Here is a 15723-nt window from a genome sequence, read left to right as displayed (position 1 = left end):
TCCCAAGGCGGTTAGGGCCAGACCCGGCGCGGGTCCAGTCGCTTTCGCGCGATCCCTGTGAACGACCTCTGAACGACGCAGAAGGGCCGGGCGTCGCCGCCCGGCCCTTCCCGTTTTGATACGTTTTCGAAGCCTAGAGCTTGAAGCGGACGCCCATGAAGACGTTGTAGCCGAACTTTTCGTACTCGTAGGTCCGTTCCTGCGAGCCGTAGTAGCGGACGCCGGCGCTGTCGGTCAGGTTCTTGGCTTCGCCGAACACCTCGAGCCCGTTGCCGAAGTCGTAGCTGGTGGTGAAGTCCAGCTGGCCACGACCCTCGACGTAAAGGTCCAGCCCGGCGTTGGTGGCGTTGATGGCCTCCAGGAAGTCGCCGCGATGCGTGTACGAGACGCGGGCCGAGAAGCCATAGTTCTCGTAGAACAGGGCCGCGTTGTAGGTCTCGTCCGACTGGCCCGGCAGGATGAAGGTCGTGCGACCGGCATAGGCGGTGGCGGTTTCGATCTCGGCGTCGGTCAGGGTGTAGTTGGCGAAGACGCCGAAACCCGAAGCCCAGCCCGGCAGGAACTCGAAGGTCTGCTGCCAGTTGAACTCGACGCCGGCGATATGGCCCTCGGGGGCGTTCAGGGCCTCGGTGATGTTGGCCGTCACCGTGCCCGTCGAGGTCGTGTAGGGACCGTCGTAGACCAGGGTGTAACGGAAGTCCTCGAGGTCCTTGTAGAAGGCGTTGACCGAGATCACGCCCAGCGGACGCAGGTAGTACTCCAGACCCGCGTCGACGTTGTTCGACAGGGTGGCTTCCAGGTTCGGGTTGCCGCGCGAGACGGTCGTGCGGCCGCCGTCGGTCGTTTCCAGAATCCGCGGCACGACATCGACGTAGTCGGGCCGCGAGATGGCGCGGGTCAGGGCGAAGCGACCGATCAGGGCGTCCGAGAAACCATGACGCAGGGTCAGGTTGGGGAAGAAGTCCGTCCGGTCGCGCTGCATCGCGATCGGGCTCTGGACATAGCCCTGGACGTTGCCGACGGCCGTGGTGGCGAGCGCCAGGAAGGCGCCGGCCTTGAAGTCCGTATTCTCGACCCGCAGGCCGACCAGGACATTGGTCGCGCCGATGTCGAACTGGGCCTGACCATAGCCGGCCGTGATTTCTTCGTCGGCGGTGTAGTCGGCCGTCCAGGACTGGGGGATGCGGCGCGAGGCGGCGTTGGTCGACAGGGCGCGAATCTGGTCGAGATAGTTCGAGACCAGATCATGATCGAACTTGAAGCCCAGGGCATAGCCGTAGTTGCGCGATTCACGGTCGCTGAGCAGCGGCATCAGAGCGCCGGGGTTGACCGGAGCGGTCGCGGTGCGGTCACGATAGCGCTCCTCGTCGGCGAAGACGTTGCGCGTGCTCATCTTGCCGCCGAGGCGCCAGGTCACGTCGCGTCCGCCGATGACGGTCGGCAGTTCCAGGTTGAACTTGAACGACACGTCCCGCTGTTCCGTCGTGTTCGAGCGGAAGGTGTTTTCGCGGAAGCTGTAGTTCGCCGGCGTCGAATAATAGGTCGAGGCGAAGGCGCTGTAGGTCGGTGAATAGTGGTCGGTGGTGTCGTAGCTGAGGGTCTGTGCGCCCGAGCGATAGACCAGCTCGTCCCGGTGCGGATAGGTCTGCTCCGAGCGCGCGAAGGCCAGGGTCGCGTCCAGGATCGCGCCGTTGCCGAACGTGTGCTCGGCGCCGCCGTTCAGGGTCGTGATCTGGTTGTTCTGCTCGCGATGACGCAGGGCCTTGTAGATGCGGGCGTTGGTGAAGGTCGCCGACGAGTTGGTGGCGCCCGCCGCGATGGTCCCGTCCGAATAGGTGAAGCGCAGGGTGTCGCGATATTCGTTGTCGTTGAACTCGGCGAACGAGCCGCGCACCCAGGCGCGGCTGCTGTCATTGGGACGCCATTCCAGAGCGCCGGTCAGGGCCTGGCGCGTGCGCTGGGTCTCGTAGTCCTTGAACAGGGTCTCGTCGATGACATAGCGGTTCAGCGCGGCGTTGAAATTCCAGGCGTTCTCGACGTTGTCGGGACGACGGTTCGTCTCCGAATAGCTCAGCGAGATCAGTGCGCCGAAGGTCTCGTCCGGGCCGAACAGGGTCGAGGCTGTCGCGCCCGCGCGGGTGTCCGAGCCGCCGTAGTCGTTGTAACTGCCGCCCGCGTAGGCGCTGAGGGCCAGACCGCGGCTGTCGAAGGGCGAGCGGGTGTTGATGTTGACCGCGCCGGCGATGGAGTCGGCGTCCTGTGCCGGCGACAGGGTCTTGGAGACCTCGACCGAGGAGACGATGTCGCTGGGCAGGGTGTCCAGATCGACCGCGCGGGTCGTGGGCGACACGGCCGGGATGGCCACGCCGTCGACCGAGACGGCGGTGAACGAGGACGGCGCGCCGCGCACGTTGATGTAGCGGCCTTCGCCCTGGTCGCGCTGGATGGCGATTCCCTGGACCCGCTGAAGCGATTCCGCGACGTTGGGGTCCGGGTAGCGGCCGATGGCGTCGGCCGACAGGACGTTCAGGGTGCCGGCGGCGTTGCGCTGCTGGTTCAGCGAGCGCGCGATGCCGTCGGTGATCACGCCCGTGACGACGACGTCCTCGATCTGGTCGCCGCTGGCGCCGGAGCCGACCGTGATCTCGATCGTCGTGGGGGCCCCGGCGGCGACGGTCACCGGCTGGGTGGCGGTGGGCAGGCCGAGGTAGCGAACTTCCAGCGTCGCGGAACCGGCGTTCAGCCCCGACAGGTTGAAGGCGCCCTGGGCGTCCGTGACGGCGCGACGCCCGGTCTGGACGACGACAACCTCGGCGCCGGGCAGGCCCTCGCCGTTGGCGCCGTAGACGCGGCCGTAAAGGATTTCACCCACGGGAGCTTCGGCGACCACCGCCGGAGTTTCGGCGGCCGAGGCGGCGCCGGCGAAGGCGAGCGGCGTCAGGGCGACGCTGAGAAGAAGAGCCAGTTTCATTGCATGATCCCCATGCGGGCGGGCGACGTTTCGCCTCATCCGACGGAGCGTGGCCATAGCGAGGTGCGGCAACGCGACCACGACGGTTCCGCGACGCCGGTGTCGCGATTTCGCATCACGGCTGTGACTGTCGCTCCGGGATCGGACCGACCGTCACAGGAATGACGTCGATTGATCCGGCGGCCGCCTCGCCGGTAAGCTGGCGGGATGCATAATATCGACGATGATCAGGATCTGCCGGAAGACGGCGGGGGCTTCGACGCCGACGACTGGTCACGGCTGAAGCCTTTCACGGGCCGGGTGGCGACGCTGGACGACGTCCAGGCCCGCCGGGCGGTCTTCGCCCTGGGCGACTCGGAAGACCCGCAGGTCATAGACATGGACCTGCCCCAGCCGGTGATCTGGTGGGACGACGACGGCGAACAGGGGGCTGTCGCGGTGCAGGCGGAGGTTCACGCCGGGGCCTTCGGCGAGCCGATGGAGGTCCTGGGCCTGATCCTGCCCGACGGCGATGCCGTGGTGGCCCTGCTCGACGATGTCGATCTCGTCGACGACACCGATCCGCACTGGCGCAGGCTGGTTGAGGAAGCGATCGATCCGGACGCGGCGGACGAGGATTAGGCCACCGGACAAGGCTTGCGAACTGACAAAGTCGCAGCGGACCCCGCTACTGAAAAGGCCAAACGTGCTGGGCTTTAACGGCAGCGCCGGCCAGTACCACGCAGAGAGCCCAAACGAACGCCGCCGCAGATCCAGACGCCATCCACCAAGCCCAGCGAGTTCGATCGAAATAGAGCGCGATAGGGATCAGTCCAGCAATCAACAGCCCCAGAACGAAGGCTGTCAGAGACCACCAAGCGCCTGACACGGTGGCCGCGCTCACATCCTTATCGAAGACTTTGCTTGAAATCGCTGCCAAGCCTGCACCGTGAGCAAGCCCGACCGAAAGATGGAAGCGTCGAAACCAAAACTGGCGTTGCTCCTCGCGATGTTCCGCGCGTCTTAGGGACGCGGCGTCTGCGCGCTCGTTCTCGGAGTCATCCAAGCGCTTGTCTCGAAGAATGAGCGCATCGACCTCCTTTTGTGCATTCTCTACTTCTTGGCGCGCCCAGCCGATCTGTTGGGCTGCGCCGTTGGCCCGAGGGCTGCCCTCCCGCAACCATGTTTCGAATTCGGCAACTCGCGCTTGCTTCGAGGCCAGATCGCCACGCGCTTCAGCCAAGCGCTGTTTCACTTCTTCCCGCTCAAGCGCCATTCCCAACCTTCCGCAACCTAGGATATCCAATGCAAGCTGTGATTTCGACACTACTGCTTGAGCACGCATAACGTGCTGGCGTTCCAGGGAAGAGGCTGGTCTGCGCTAACGCAGTGGCACCACCCCGCAGCCAACAATGGGCCCTAAGCACAGAAGCAAAAAGGCCCGGTCTTGCGACCGGGCCTCTTGGTTCGACTGGAGCGGGCGAAGAGATTCGAACTCTCGACCCCAACCTTGGCAAGGTTGTGCTCTACCACTGAGCTACGCCCGCACTCCGTAACGGGGCCCGGCTGGGCGATCCGTCTCGTCGAGAGCGGGGCCTATAGCGGACCCTGACGGTCCGTCGCAAGGCCCCTTTTCGATTTTTAGCGCGGCGCCATGCGGATAGCGCCGTCCAACCGGATGCACTCACCATTGATGTAGACGTTGCGGGCCAGCTCCAGCACCAGCGAGGCGTAGTCGGCGGGCTTGCCCAGGCGGCTGGGAAAGGGGATCTGGGCAGCGAGGGCGTCCTGGATCTTCTGGTCCATCCCGGCCATCATCGGGGTCCACATGATGCCGGGCAGGATGGTGTTGCAGCGGATGCCTTCCTGAGCGAGGTCGCGCGCGACCGGCAGGGTCATGGCGTAGACCCCGCCCTTGGACGCCGAATAGGCCGCCTGGCCCACCTGACCGTCCTGGGCCGCCACCGAGGCGGTGTTGACGATCAGGCCGCGCTCGCCGTCTTCCATGGGCTCCAGCGTCAGCATGCCTGCGGCCGATTGGCTCAGGACGCGGAAGGTGCCGAACAGGTTCACGCGGACGGTGCGCTCGAACTGGGCCATGTCGTGGGCCTTGATCTCGCCGGTGTCCTTCTTGCGCGATACGGTCTTCATGCCGGTGGCGATGCCGGCGCAGTTGACGGTGAGCCGCTCCTGGCCATGGGCGGCGCGGGCCTTTTCAAAGGCCGCGGCGACGGAGGCGTCGTCGGTGACGTCGACGGAACAGAAGATCCCGCCGATTTCCTTGGCGATGGCCTCGCCCTTTTCGGCGTTGAGGTCGAACAGGGCGACCTTTGCGCCCGTCGCCGCGATGGCGCGCGCCGTTCCTTCGCCGAGGCCCGAAGCCCCGCCCGTGACCACTGCCGCGATCGACCCGTCGAGTTTCATCGTAATCGTCCCTATGTTCTGATCTGAACTTCTGATTGCCGCGGGGATTTAGCCGCCATGACCGCCAAAGCCAAACCCGCCGCCGGGACGATCACCCCCGAAGATGCCATCGATCCATCGAAGGCGCTGGTCCCTTCCGTGCAGAGGGTCAACGAGGTGCGGGTCAAGACCGGCTTCTGGCCAAAGATCGGGCGCGTGGCCGCCCGCATCCCGTTCGCCGACCAGGTGGTCTCGGTCTACTACGCCGCGCGCGATCCGGAGACGCCGATGGCGGCCAAGGGGATCATGCTGGGGGCGCTCGCCTATTTCGTCATGCCGATCGACGCGATCCCGGACGTGCTGGCGGGCATCGGCTTCACCGACGACGCGGCGGTGATCACGGCGGTGATCGCGACCCTGGGCGCCAATGTACGGAAGCGGCATCGCGAGCTGGCCGAGAAGGCGCTCGACAAGCTGCGGGATCAGTAGCTCCGCGTCTCGCTGCGCGCCTGCGGTCCGATCTTCGTGTTCGACCTCAGCCAGCCGACGATCGACAGCCGGTCCTTCGCCGCGAACGAGGCGACCTGGGTTACGGCGTGACGCGTCGGGACGACGAACAGGTTCAGTGCGTTGAAGGCCGGCGCCCAGCCATGCTGGATGTGGCCGTCGTCTCCGTAGAAGACGAGATTGCCGCCCCAGTCGGCGCGCCAGTGGCGGCTGAAGTTCAGCACATAGCCGTAGAGGCGGTTCTTGCCCGGGGAGACGTCGTTGTGGGCCGTCAGCACATGGCCGGGCCGATAGCGGCTGGCCTGTGCGTCGGCCAGATCGATGCGGTCGTCGCCGGTCACCGCCCGGGCGAAGGCGATGAAGGCCTCGCTGTTGAGGAAATCCAGCACATGGTCGGCGGCGTCGCCGGCGGACGTCCCCAGCTCCCGGTCGGCGGTCAGGCGGCGGGTGTCGAAGATATATTGGGTCAGCGGACTCGACCCATCGACCGCCGCCTCGTCCAGCCAGGACTGTTTGGTCGGATCCTCGGCGACCCGGCCGTTCAGCGGCAGTTCGAGGAAGGCGCCGCCCGCCGCGACCGTGGTCTTCCAGCGCGTCTCGGCCTCCAGCACATCGGCGACCGCGTCTGCGCTGTCTGTCGCCAGTACGCCGGGGACGTGCAGGCGCTTTCCGCCCGCCTCGAAGGCCCTGGCGAGGGCGGCGGCGTCGAGATCGGGCGAGAGGCGGATCACGACTCGACGGTCACCACGACCTTGCCCATGACCGTGCGGTCCGACAGGGCCTGAATCGCCTCGTGGGCGCGTTCCAGCGGGAAGGTGCGGCTGACGCGGGGCTTGATCTTGCCCTCGGCCCACCACGCCATCAGCTGGGCCATATTGGCCTTGTGACCCTCCGGATCCCGGGCCATGCCCGCGCCCCAGAAGACGCCGACCACCGAGACTGACTTCAGCAGGGTCAGGTTCAGCGGGAAGGACGGGATGCCGGCGGGGAAGCCGACGACCAGATAGCGACCGTTCCAGTCCATCGACCGCAGAGCCGGCTCGGCGTAGTCGCCGCCGACGCCGTCATAGACCACGTCCGGCCCATCCTTGCCGCAGGCGAGCTTGAACTCGCCGGACAGCTCCTTCTGGGCCGCCTTGTCCATCGCGCCGGCCGGATAGATCAGCCCGTTGTCGGCCCCCAGCTCCAGCGCGAACTGGACCTTGTCGTTGGTGGAGGCGGCGGCGGTGACCTGGGCCCCCATGGCCTTGCCCAGTTCCACGGCGGCGGCGCCGACCCCGCCCGCGGCCCCCAGCACCAGCAGGCGTTCGCCCGCCTTCAGCTGGGCCCGGTCCTTGAGGGCGTAGTAGGAGGTGCCGTAGGTCATGACGAGGGCGGCCGCCTCCTCGAACGACATGGCGTCGGGCATCTTCGTCAGGGTCTCTGCGCGCACCGCGATCCGCTCGACCATCCCGCCCCAGCCGGGCATGGCGATGACGCGGTCGCCCTTGAACACGCCCTTCACGCCCTCGCCCACCGCCTCGACCACGCCGGAGACCTCGCCCCCGGGCGAGAAGGGGCGCTGGGGCTTGAACTGGTATCGGTCCTCGATGATCAGGGTGTCGGGGAAGTTCACCCCCACGGCCTTGACCTCGATGACGACCTCGCCCGCCTTCGGCGTCGGATCCAGCACCTCTTCGACAACGAGGCTGTCGGGGCCGCCGACGGTCTTGGACAGGACTGCGCGCATGAAGTGTCTCTCACTGTGAAAAAAGGGGCTCGGATCAGGCGTAACCGGGCGGAACCGCGTCCCGAATCCAGCCGGTGATCGACAGGCGAGGCGCGACGGCGAACGGCGCCACGAAGGTGACCGCGTGGCGTTGAGGCACGCGGAAGATGTTCAGGGCGTTGTAACTCGGCCGATAGGCCTCGGCCACATGGCCGTCATCGTCGATGAAGGCGAGCAACCCGCCCCAATCCGTACGCCAGTCCGGCGTCAGGTTCAGCACATAGGCGTAGAGACGACCCGCCGAAGGTTTCTCGTCATCGTGCTCGGTCAGGTAATGTCCCGCCGTGTAGCGCGTGGCCTGCGCATCCACGTAGGCGCAGCGAGGGTCGCCGGTCAGGCTCCGCACGAAACCGAGGAACGAAGAACCGTTCAGAAAGGCGGCGATCTGGCGCCACGCGTCGGGCAGAGGTTCGCCCTTCTCGATCGGCGTCGAGATCCGCACCGTGTCGAACATGTAGTGGAAGCCGCGTTGAGCCTCCTGGTGGGCCAGGGCGAAGACCCTGGCGCGGTCGGCGGGGGTGAGACCCTCGATCATCTCCACCGGCACGTCGGCGACGACGCCTCCGCCGATCGTCGAGCATATCCAGTCGCGTTCCGACGCCAGAAGGGCATGCAGCCGGCCGGCGGCAGCCTCGGTCAGAAAGCCCGGCACATGCAGTCGGCCGAAGCGGTCGAACGCGGCCCTGAACGGCCGGGGATCCAGCGTGGGGTCCAGCGACAACGGCCCCGGCGACGCATGCAGGCCGGCGGAGGGGCGAACAGGACTGGCGGTCATCGACAGGAACAAATTATCCGAACGGCTGCGGTGGACAGGATGCCGTCCCGCGGTGCAGGGCAGAACGCTAACGGTCCGATACGCTTTAGGGAAGACGCCATGCCCGCCCCCGCCCTCATCCTCCACGGCGGCGCCGGCGCGCGTCGCAGCCGCGACTACACCGCCGAGATCGCCCATATGCGCGAGGTGGTCGAGGCCATGCGGGCGCGACTGGAGTCCGGCGCTTCGGCCCTGGACGTGGCGGTGGAGACGACGGTGTTGCTGGAGGACTCCGGCCTCTACGTCGCCGGGCGGGGGGCGTCGCCGAACCTTGCGGGCGAATATGAGCTGGACGCCAGTCTGATGGACGGCCCGAGCCGGCGCGCCGGGGCCGTCGCCGCCTTCCAGGGCTATCGCAACCCCATCCGCGCGGCCCGCGCCGTGATGGACCACAGCCCGCATGTGCTGCTGGCCGGATCGGGCGCCGCCCGGTTCGCGGGCGAGCACGGCCTGGCCCCGATCGAGGACCCGGAGGTCTGGTTCACCCGCGCCGGTCAGGGTGAGGATAACCACCCTCCGGGACAGGGACCGGCGTTGAGTCACGGCACGGTCGGCTGCTGCGTGCTGGACGTGCAGGGACGGCTGGCGGCCGCCACCTCGACCGGCGGCGTCTTCGGCAAGCTTCCGGGCCGGGTCGGAGACACGCCGATCCCCGCCGCCGGGGTCTGGGCCACTGACCGGGTGGCGGTCTCCTGCACCGGTCAGGGCGAGTATTTCATCCGCGCCGCCGCCGCCGCCCAGATGCACTGGCGCGTCGAGGCGGGCGCGTCGATCACTCAGGCCGGAGAGGCGGTCATCGCCGGCATCGGCGACATGGGCGGCGACGGCGGGCTGATCGCGCTCGACGCGGCCGGCCATCGGGCGGACCCGTTCAACAGCCAGGGCATGAAGCGCGCCTGGCTGACCCCGGAGGGCGATATCGGCGTCGAGGTGTTCGGGAAGTAGGTGACTTGTGGCTGGTGGCTGGATCATGCCGGTCACCAACCACGAGCCACCAGCCACCCTTCACATTACACCGCCGTAACGTGCGCCGTTCGCCGACCCTGATACGGTCGTTTCACAACATCGGAGCCCCCGTCCATGAAGTCTCGCCTGAAGTCGGCCGTCGCCGCCCTCGCCATCGTCACCGCCCTCGGGGCCTTCTCGCCCGTGATGGCCCAGACTGCGCCCGCCGGAATCGAGGTGCCGCCTCTGGGCTTCGTGAAGCGGACCCTGCCCAACGGCATGGACGTCTACACCGCACGCGACACGACGACCTCGAACGTGACGGTCCAGGTCTGGTACCGCGTCGGCTCCAAGGACGACCCCCAGGACCGGTCCGGCTTCGCCCACCTGTTCGAACACCTGATGTTCAAGGCGACCAAGGACTTCCCGGACGAGACCTTCGACCGCCTGACCGAAGACGTGGGCGGCAACAACAACGCCTTCACCTCGGATGACGTCACCGCCTATCACGAGACCATCCCGGCCAATCACCTGGAGCGTCTGATCTTCGCCGAGGCCAGCCGGCTGTCGTCCCTGGTCGTCGACGAGAGCGTGTTCGAGAGCGAGCGCGACGTCGTCAAGGAAGAGTACCGCCAGGGCGTGCTGGCCAACCCCTATGGCCGCCTGTTCAGCCTGTTCGTGCCGGGCAGCATTTATCAGGAAAGCCCCTATCGCCGCTCGACCATCGGCTCGATCGAGAACCTGGACGCCGCGACCATCGAGGATGTTCGCCGCTTCCACGCTACCTACTACCGGCCCGACAATGCCATCCTGATCGTCGCCGGCAATTTCGATCAGGCCCAGCTGGACGGCTGGATCAACGAATACATGGCGCCGATCGCCAACCCCGACCGGCCGATGCCCGCGAACAACGTCACGGAGCCCGAGCCGACCGGCCCGCGCGAGCTGACCTTCTATGCGCCGAACGTCCCCCTGCCGGCCGTCGTCCTGGCTTGGCCGACCGTGGCCTATCGCGACACCGACCGCATTCCCCTGACCGTGCTGGACGGCATTCTCTCGACGGGCGAGAGCTCGCGCATGTATCGGTCGCTGGTCTATGAGCAGCAGATCGCGGCCCAGGCCTCGTCCAGCCCGGACTTCGCCCAGCAGGCCGGCTATATCAGCGCCTACGCCATCATGGCCGGCGGCGAGACGCCCGAGACCGGCATCGCCGCCATCCGCGCCGAGATCGCGAAATTCCGCGACGCGCCGGTCACCGAGGCCGAACTGACCGAAGCCAAAAACGAGATGGTCGCCAACGCCCTGCGCGAACGCGAAACCATCGACGACCGCGCCAATGTGCTCGGTTTCGCCCTGATCAACACCAATGACGCCTCGGTCGCCGATCGCGAGATCGCACGAATCCAGGCCGTCACCGCCGCCGACATCCAGCGCGTGGCCCGCCGCTATCTGACCGACCAGCGCGGCCTGACCATCCGTTATCTGAACGCCGACGACGAACACCCCGTGACGGAACAGACCATCGCTGTGACCGCCCCGGTCACCATCGCCGACCTGGCCCCGGTCGGTCAGGTCTTCACCCTGCTGCCCGAGGCCGAGCGTGCGAGCCTGCCCGCCACGACGCAGCCGGTCGCCCCGACCACGCCGCCGGTCGCCGATTTCCGCCTCGACAACGGCCTGCGCGTACTGGTGGTCGAGAAGGATGGTCTGCCGCTGGTCTCCGCCCGCCTGAACTTCAACGCCGGTTCGGGCGACGAGGCCGCCGGCAAGGCCGGGGTCGCGTCGATGACCGCCGCCCTGTTGACGCAAGGCACGACCACTCGCAGCGCCCCCGAAATCGCCACCGAGATCGAGCAGCTTGGAGCCACCATCGGCGCCGGTTCGGGTCCTGACTTCTCCAACGTCTACGCCAACGCCCCTGCCAACGTCTTCCCGCAGACGGTCGCGCTGATGGCCGATCTGGTGCGCAATCCGGCCTTCGCGCAGGAAGAGCTGGATCGTCAGCGCGACCAGACCCTGGACGGCCTTCGCGTCGCCCTGGCCACCCCCGGTCCGGTCGCCTCGCAGGCCGCCGCCCGCGTGATTTACGGCGACGCCGCCTATGGCGCGCCGGGCTCCGGCACCCTGACCAGCATCCCGGCCATCACCCGCGAGGACGTGGCCGCCTTCCACCAGCGCCGCTATCGCCCGTCGGAAGCCACACTGGTCTTCTCGGGAGCCATTACGGAAGCCGACGCTCGCGCCCTGGCGCAGTCCGCTTTCGGGAACTGGACCGAGACCGGCCCGATCGATGCGCGCGCCGCGCCGATCGGCCAGCCGCTGCCGACCCGGATCGTGGTTATCGACCAGCCGGGTGCGGGTCAGGCGGCGGTCACCGTCGCCCTGCGCGGCGTGTCCCGCACCGACGCCGACTACTTCCCGCTGACGCTGGGCAACACCCTGCTGGGCGGCAGCTTCACCTCGCGCCTCAACCAGGAAATCCGCATCAAGCGCGGCCTCAGCTACGGCACCCGCTCGTCGCTGGGCGTGCGCCGCGAGGACGGCCTGTTCACCGCCAGCGCCCAGACGCGCAACGACGCGGCGGTGGAGGTGTCCGACCTGATCCTCGCCGAGATCACCCGCCTGTCGACCACCCGGCCGACCGAGAGCGAACTGACTACCCGTCAGGCCATCCTGACGGGCGCCTTCGGCGATTCGCTGGAGACGGTGGACGGTCTGGGCGGTCTGGTCGCGGGCCTTGCCCTCTACGATCTGCCCATGAGCGAACTGGCGGCCTATGTCGGAAACGTCGAGGCCATCGACGGCGCAGCGGTCCAGGCCGCCTTCGCCGAACATCTTCCGGTCGACCGGGCCAGCCTCGTCATCGTCGGGGATGCGTCGAAATTCATCGATGCCCTGCGCGCCAAACACCCGAACGTCGAGGTCATCCCGATCTCGGAACTGAACCTCGACAACGCGGCGCTGCGGTAGGGTTTGCATGACGTCTCCTCCCTGTTCGCCGTCTGGCGAATGGGGAGGTGGCGCGGCGCTTCTTCAGCGTCGTGACGGGAGGGGACGAAACCGTGTGTCAGATGACGGCGCTCGCTCGGCAACGTCGAGCCGCCCCCTCCGTCAGCTTGCGAAAAGCTCGCCGCCCGTCGTCGGATCGCATGCGATCCTTCCTCCACCCCATCGCTGCGCGACAGGGAGAAGACCGTCGCGTTCAGTCGTCGTTCGCTTCATCGACGGCCTCGGCGTCGTCGGACACGACCACGTGCGCAGCCTGGTCGAGGGCGTACTGGGCGATCAGGCCGTAGGTAACCATCTGTTCCGGATCGTTCGCCGCCCAGGCGCCGTTCGTGACCATGCCCTGGGCGAGGATCGGGGCGGTGCGCAGGGCTTCCTGCACCTCGGGGTCGTTCAGCGCGTCGGCGACCAGGGCCTCGACATCGATATTGGCCAGAGCTTCCTGGGCAATCTGGCCGGCGTGGCGGCTGACCTCGGCGGTGAAGGCCGCGACCTCCGGCTGGTACTCGGTCCAGATGGCCGCGATCCGGGCCTCGCGCTGGGCGTCGCTCAGGCTTTCATCTTCGGACACCGCTTCGGCGCGTTCGCCGAACGCCTCCATGCGCGCCTCGAAGGCCTCGGCGGCGGCTTCGATGGCGGCCTCGGACGCAGTCTGGGGCTCTTCGGCCAGCGCAGCGGACAGGGGAAGGACGGCGAGGGCGGCGGCAAGCGAGAGAGCGCGGATCATGGCGGGCGTTCCTTGAGTTCGCACCCAAGGTCGTTCCGACGGCCCGCAGGCTCAAGTGAAATCGCGGTAAGGCGGGCCGGAGCTTCAGATTCAGGGCGCGGGGGCCGCTGTCGCCGCCTGCTCGATCTGCGTCCGGACCAGATGCGGAACCGCACGCAGTTGCGGCAGGGCCTGGGCTAGACCGGCCATCATACCCGCCCGCTCGGTCGCGGGCGCCGCGCCGGCCTGCTGGTTCATGAAGGCCTCGAATGCGGTCGCGAAAGCCTCTGCTTCAGGCTGATAGCGCGCCTCGATGGCGTCGAGCGACGTGGTTCGCCGGGCGGCGTCTGCGCCCGCATCGGCGACGGCCGCCTGCATCTCCTGCTGCATGGCCTCCATTTTCGTTCCGAAGGCCTCGGCCGTCGCCTCGAACTCGGCCTGTCCCGGCGCGGGAGCCGCGGCCGGCGTCGTCGGGGCGGTCTGTGCGATCGCGGCGGGGGCGAGAATCGAAAGGGCGGCGGCGACAACGAGGGCGCGGATCATCTGTGGACTCACGGTTTCTGGGTTTGAACCCGCCCGGCGAACGATCGTCGGACGGGCGGAACGGTCTCAGTTCGACGAAGGGGCGATCTGCGTCGGCGGCGGCAGGAGGGCGGCGGCTTCGGCGCGCGAGCGCATGGCCTGAGGCAGGGCCACCAACTCGCCGGCCCTGTTCTCGACATTGGTGCGAAGGACGGCCTGCTCGTCCTCCGGCAGGGTCACGAGTTTTTGAGCCGCGAAGCTGAAGAAGTCCTGGATGAAGGCGTCCATCTCGGCCTGGAACCCAGCCTGAAGGGCGTCGAGTTCCGCCTTGGCCGCATCGGGATCGAGCGCCGCGAGACGCGCGGCGTCCTTCATCTGGGTATCGACGGCCAGCACGCGCTGGCCGAGCGCGGCCGCGCGTTGGTTGAAAGCGGCCTCCTCGGGCGAGACAGTCTCTTCGACAGCCTCCGCCGCGGGCTCCGCCGGAGCGGTCGGTTCGGCGGTCGTGGCGGCTTCGGCGGGCGTCGCCGGCGCAGCCGCGTCCTGGGCCCGGGCCGGAGCAGCGACCGACAGGGTCGCGATCAGCAGAAGCAGGGACGGGGAAACATGGGTCATGCACGGTCTTTCGGGTTCGAACGCCGTCCCGTCTCGCGAAATCGTCGCCCGCTCACAAGTCGAAAGTGCGTGAAGACGACGGTAACCGGGGCACGGCCGCGTGCGCGCGCCCCGGGACACGGGTTTTGCCGGCGCCGGGCCACGGCGGCCGTGATGGCGGCCCGGCCCCGAGACCTGGTCGCAACCCATCACGCAAGACCGGGGTCGGTGAATCGATCTTCGAGGCGCCCTTCGTCAGACGCCTCAGGGCCTCAGGTGCGTCGGTCGCGCTTGGCCAGAACCCGCAGGCGCAGGGCGTTCAGCTTGATGAAGCCGCCGGCGTCGTTGTGGTCGTAGGCCTGGACGCCTTCCTCGAAGGTCACGAGATCCTGGTCATAGAGACTGTTGGGGCTCTCGCGGCCGATGACGGCGACATTGCCCTTGTAGAGCTTCACGCGGACCGTGCCCGAGACCTTCTGCTGCGACAGGTCGATGGCGGCCTGGAGCATCTCGCGCTCGGGCGAGAACCAGAAGCCGTTGTAGATCAGCTCCGCATACTTCGGCATCAGCTGGTCCTTCAGGTGCATGGCGCCCCCGTCCAGCGTGATCGACTCGATGCCGCGGTGGGCGGCGATCAGGATGGTCCCGCCGGGCGTCTCGTAGACGCCGCGCGACTTCATGCCGACGTAGCGGTTCTCGACCAGGTCGAGGCGGCCGATGCCGTTGTCGTGCCCCAGTTCGTTGAGCTTCGTCAGGATCGTGGCCGGCGACATGGCCACGCCGTCGATGGAGACCGCGTCGCCCTTCTCGAAACCGATGGTGATGACGGTCGCCTTGTCGGGCGCGTCCTCGGGCGCGATCGTGCGCTGGTGGACGAACTCGGGGGCCTCGACCGCCGGGTCCTCGAGGACCTTGCCCTCGGACGAGGAGTGCAGAAGGTTGGCATCGACCGAGAACGGCGCCTCGCCGCGCTTGTCCTTGGCGATCGGAATCTGGTTCTTCTCGGCGAAGTCCAGCAGGGCCTCGCGGGAGCGGTATTCCCACTCGCGCCAGGGGGCGATGACGCGGATGTCGGGCTCCAGGGCGTAGTAGCCCAGTTCGAAGCGGACCTGGTCGTTGCCCTTGCCGGTGGCGCCGTGACAGACGGCGTCGGCGCCGACCATGCGGGCGATCTCGATCTGGCGTTTGGCGATCAGCGGGCGGGCGATGGAGGTGCCCAGCAGATAGTCGCCCTCGTACTGGGCGTTGGCGCGGAACATGGGGAAGACGAAATCGCGCACGAACTCCTCGCGCAGGTCGTCGATGAAGATGTTCTCGGGCTTGATGCCCATCTTCAGGGCCTTCTCGCGCGCGGGAGCCAGTTCCTCGCCCTGGCCCAGGTCGGCGGTGAAGGTCACGACCTCGGCGCCGTATTCCGTCTGCAGCCACTTCAGGATGATCGAGGTGTCCAGGCCGCCGGAATAGGCCAGGACGACCTTCTTGAAGGGCTTGTCGGAAGCTTTGGCCAT

General features: G+C 67.6%; 14 protein-coding genes and 1 tRNA gene. 4 read left to right on the top strand and 11 right to left on the bottom strand.

Going from position 1 to position 15723, the window contains the following annotated elements; all coding sequences use genetic code 11:
• Positions 1-133 precede the first annotated feature (133 nt).
• A complete protein-coding gene (locus ACQY68_RS02340) occupies positions 134-2971 on the bottom strand; it encodes a TonB-dependent receptor (RefSeq protein ID WP_428151417.1) in 2838 nt (945 codons plus the stop codon).
• Between the two features lie 207 nt (positions 2972-3178).
• Between ACQY68_RS02340 and ACQY68_RS02335 the strand changes: the two genes are divergently transcribed.
• The gene (locus tag ACQY68_RS02335) at positions 3179-3592 is read left to right on the top strand and encodes a hypothetical protein (RefSeq protein ID WP_428151416.1); all 414 of its coding nucleotides are present in this window, start codon (positions 3179-3181) and stop codon (positions 3590-3592) included.
• Positions 3593-3638: 46 nt separating this feature from the next.
• On the opposite strand, the gene ACQY68_RS02330 is transcribed toward ACQY68_RS02335, so the two are convergent.
• The 3 genes from ACQY68_RS02330 to ACQY68_RS02320 all read right to left on the bottom strand — a co-directional run bounded on the left by ACQY68_RS02330 (position 3639) and on the right by ACQY68_RS02320 (position 5374).
• Positions 3639-4226, bottom strand: a complete 588-nt coding sequence (locus ACQY68_RS02330; RefSeq protein WP_428151415.1) for a hypothetical protein — start codon at positions 4224-4226, stop codon at positions 3639-3641.
• A 196-nt stretch (positions 4227-4422) separates the two neighbouring features.
• Positions 4423-4497 (bottom strand) — tRNA-Gly (locus ACQY68_RS02325).
• A 94-nt stretch (positions 4498-4591) separates the two neighbouring features.
• The gene (locus tag ACQY68_RS02320) at positions 4592-5374 is read right to left on the bottom strand and encodes an SDR family oxidoreductase (RefSeq protein WP_428151414.1); all 783 of its coding nucleotides are present in this window, start codon (positions 5372-5374) and stop codon (positions 4592-4594) included.
• 57 nt (positions 5375-5431) lie between these two features.
• Between ACQY68_RS02320 and ACQY68_RS02315 the strand changes: the two genes are divergently transcribed.
• Positions 5432-5842 (top strand): YkvA family protein, encoded by a 411-nt coding sequence (locus ACQY68_RS02315; RefSeq protein ID WP_428151413.1) that lies wholly within the window; start codon positions 5432-5434, stop codon positions 5840-5842.
• Here ACQY68_RS02315 and ACQY68_RS02310 read toward each other — a convergent pair.
• The 3 genes from ACQY68_RS02310 to ACQY68_RS02300 are packed head-to-tail and all read right to left on the bottom strand — an operon-like array spanning position 5836 to position 8403.
• Positions 5836-6591: a 2OG-Fe(II) oxygenase gene (locus tag ACQY68_RS02310; protein WP_428151412.1), complete on the bottom strand. Its 756-nt coding sequence runs from the start codon at positions 6589-6591 to the stop codon at positions 5836-5838. The genes ACQY68_RS02315 and ACQY68_RS02310 overlap by 7 nt on opposite strands.
• Positions 6588-7589, bottom strand: coding sequence for an NADPH:quinone oxidoreductase family protein (locus ACQY68_RS02305; protein WP_428151411.1), 1002 nt, complete (start codon positions 7587-7589; stop codon positions 6588-6590). Before ACQY68_RS02305 ends, ACQY68_RS02310 begins: the two co-directional genes overlap by 4 nt.
• 34 nt (positions 7590-7623) lie before the next feature.
• Positions 7624-8403 carry a 2OG-Fe(II) oxygenase gene (locus ACQY68_RS02300; protein WP_428151410.1) on the bottom strand — a complete coding sequence of 260 codons (780 nt, stop codon included), beginning with the start codon at positions 8401-8403 and terminating at the stop codon, positions 7624-7626.
• A gap of 99 nt (positions 8404-8502) precedes the next feature.
• On the opposite strand from ACQY68_RS02300, the gene ACQY68_RS02295 reads away from it, so the two are divergent.
• A complete protein-coding gene (locus ACQY68_RS02295) occupies positions 8503-9387 on the top strand; it encodes an isoaspartyl peptidase/L-asparaginase family protein (protein WP_428151409.1) in 885 nt (294 codons plus the stop codon).
• A 135-nt stretch (positions 9388-9522) separates the two neighbouring features.
• Positions 9523-12357: a M16 family metallopeptidase gene (locus ACQY68_RS02290; RefSeq protein ID WP_428151408.1), complete on the top strand. Its 2835-nt coding sequence runs from the start codon at positions 9523-9525 to the stop codon at positions 12355-12357.
• A 232-nt stretch (positions 12358-12589) separates the two neighbouring features.
• Here ACQY68_RS02290 and ACQY68_RS02285 read toward each other — a convergent pair whose 3' ends face one another.
• From ACQY68_RS02285 to ACQY68_RS02270, 4 genes are all read right to left on the bottom strand, one after another.
• Positions 12590-13120 (bottom strand): hypothetical protein, encoded by a 531-nt coding sequence (locus ACQY68_RS02285; protein WP_428151407.1) that lies wholly within the window; start codon positions 13118-13120, stop codon positions 12590-12592.
• Positions 13121-13210: 90 nt separating this feature from the next.
• Positions 13211-13642, bottom strand: coding sequence for a translation initiation factor IF-2 (locus tag ACQY68_RS02280; RefSeq protein WP_428151406.1), 432 nt, complete (start codon positions 13640-13642; stop codon positions 13211-13213).
• Positions 13643-13708: 66 nt separating this feature from the next.
• Positions 13709-14236 carry a hypothetical protein gene (locus tag ACQY68_RS02275; RefSeq protein WP_428151405.1) on the bottom strand — a complete coding sequence of 176 codons (528 nt, stop codon included), beginning with the start codon at positions 14234-14236 and terminating at the stop codon, positions 13709-13711.
• Positions 14237-14487: 251 nt separating this feature from the next.
• Positions 14488-15723 carry an argininosuccinate synthase gene (locus ACQY68_RS02270; protein ID WP_428151404.1) on the bottom strand — a complete coding sequence of 412 codons (1236 nt, stop codon included), beginning with the start codon at positions 15721-15723 and terminating at the stop codon, positions 14488-14490.

The sequence above is a fragment of the Brevundimonas sp. genome (genome assembly GCF_965278935.1).
Lineage (GTDB): Bacteria > Pseudomonadota > Alphaproteobacteria > Caulobacterales > Caulobacteraceae > Brevundimonas.
Note: the sequence above shows the minus strand (reverse complement) of the source record. Positions and strands in the feature narration are given on the sequence as shown.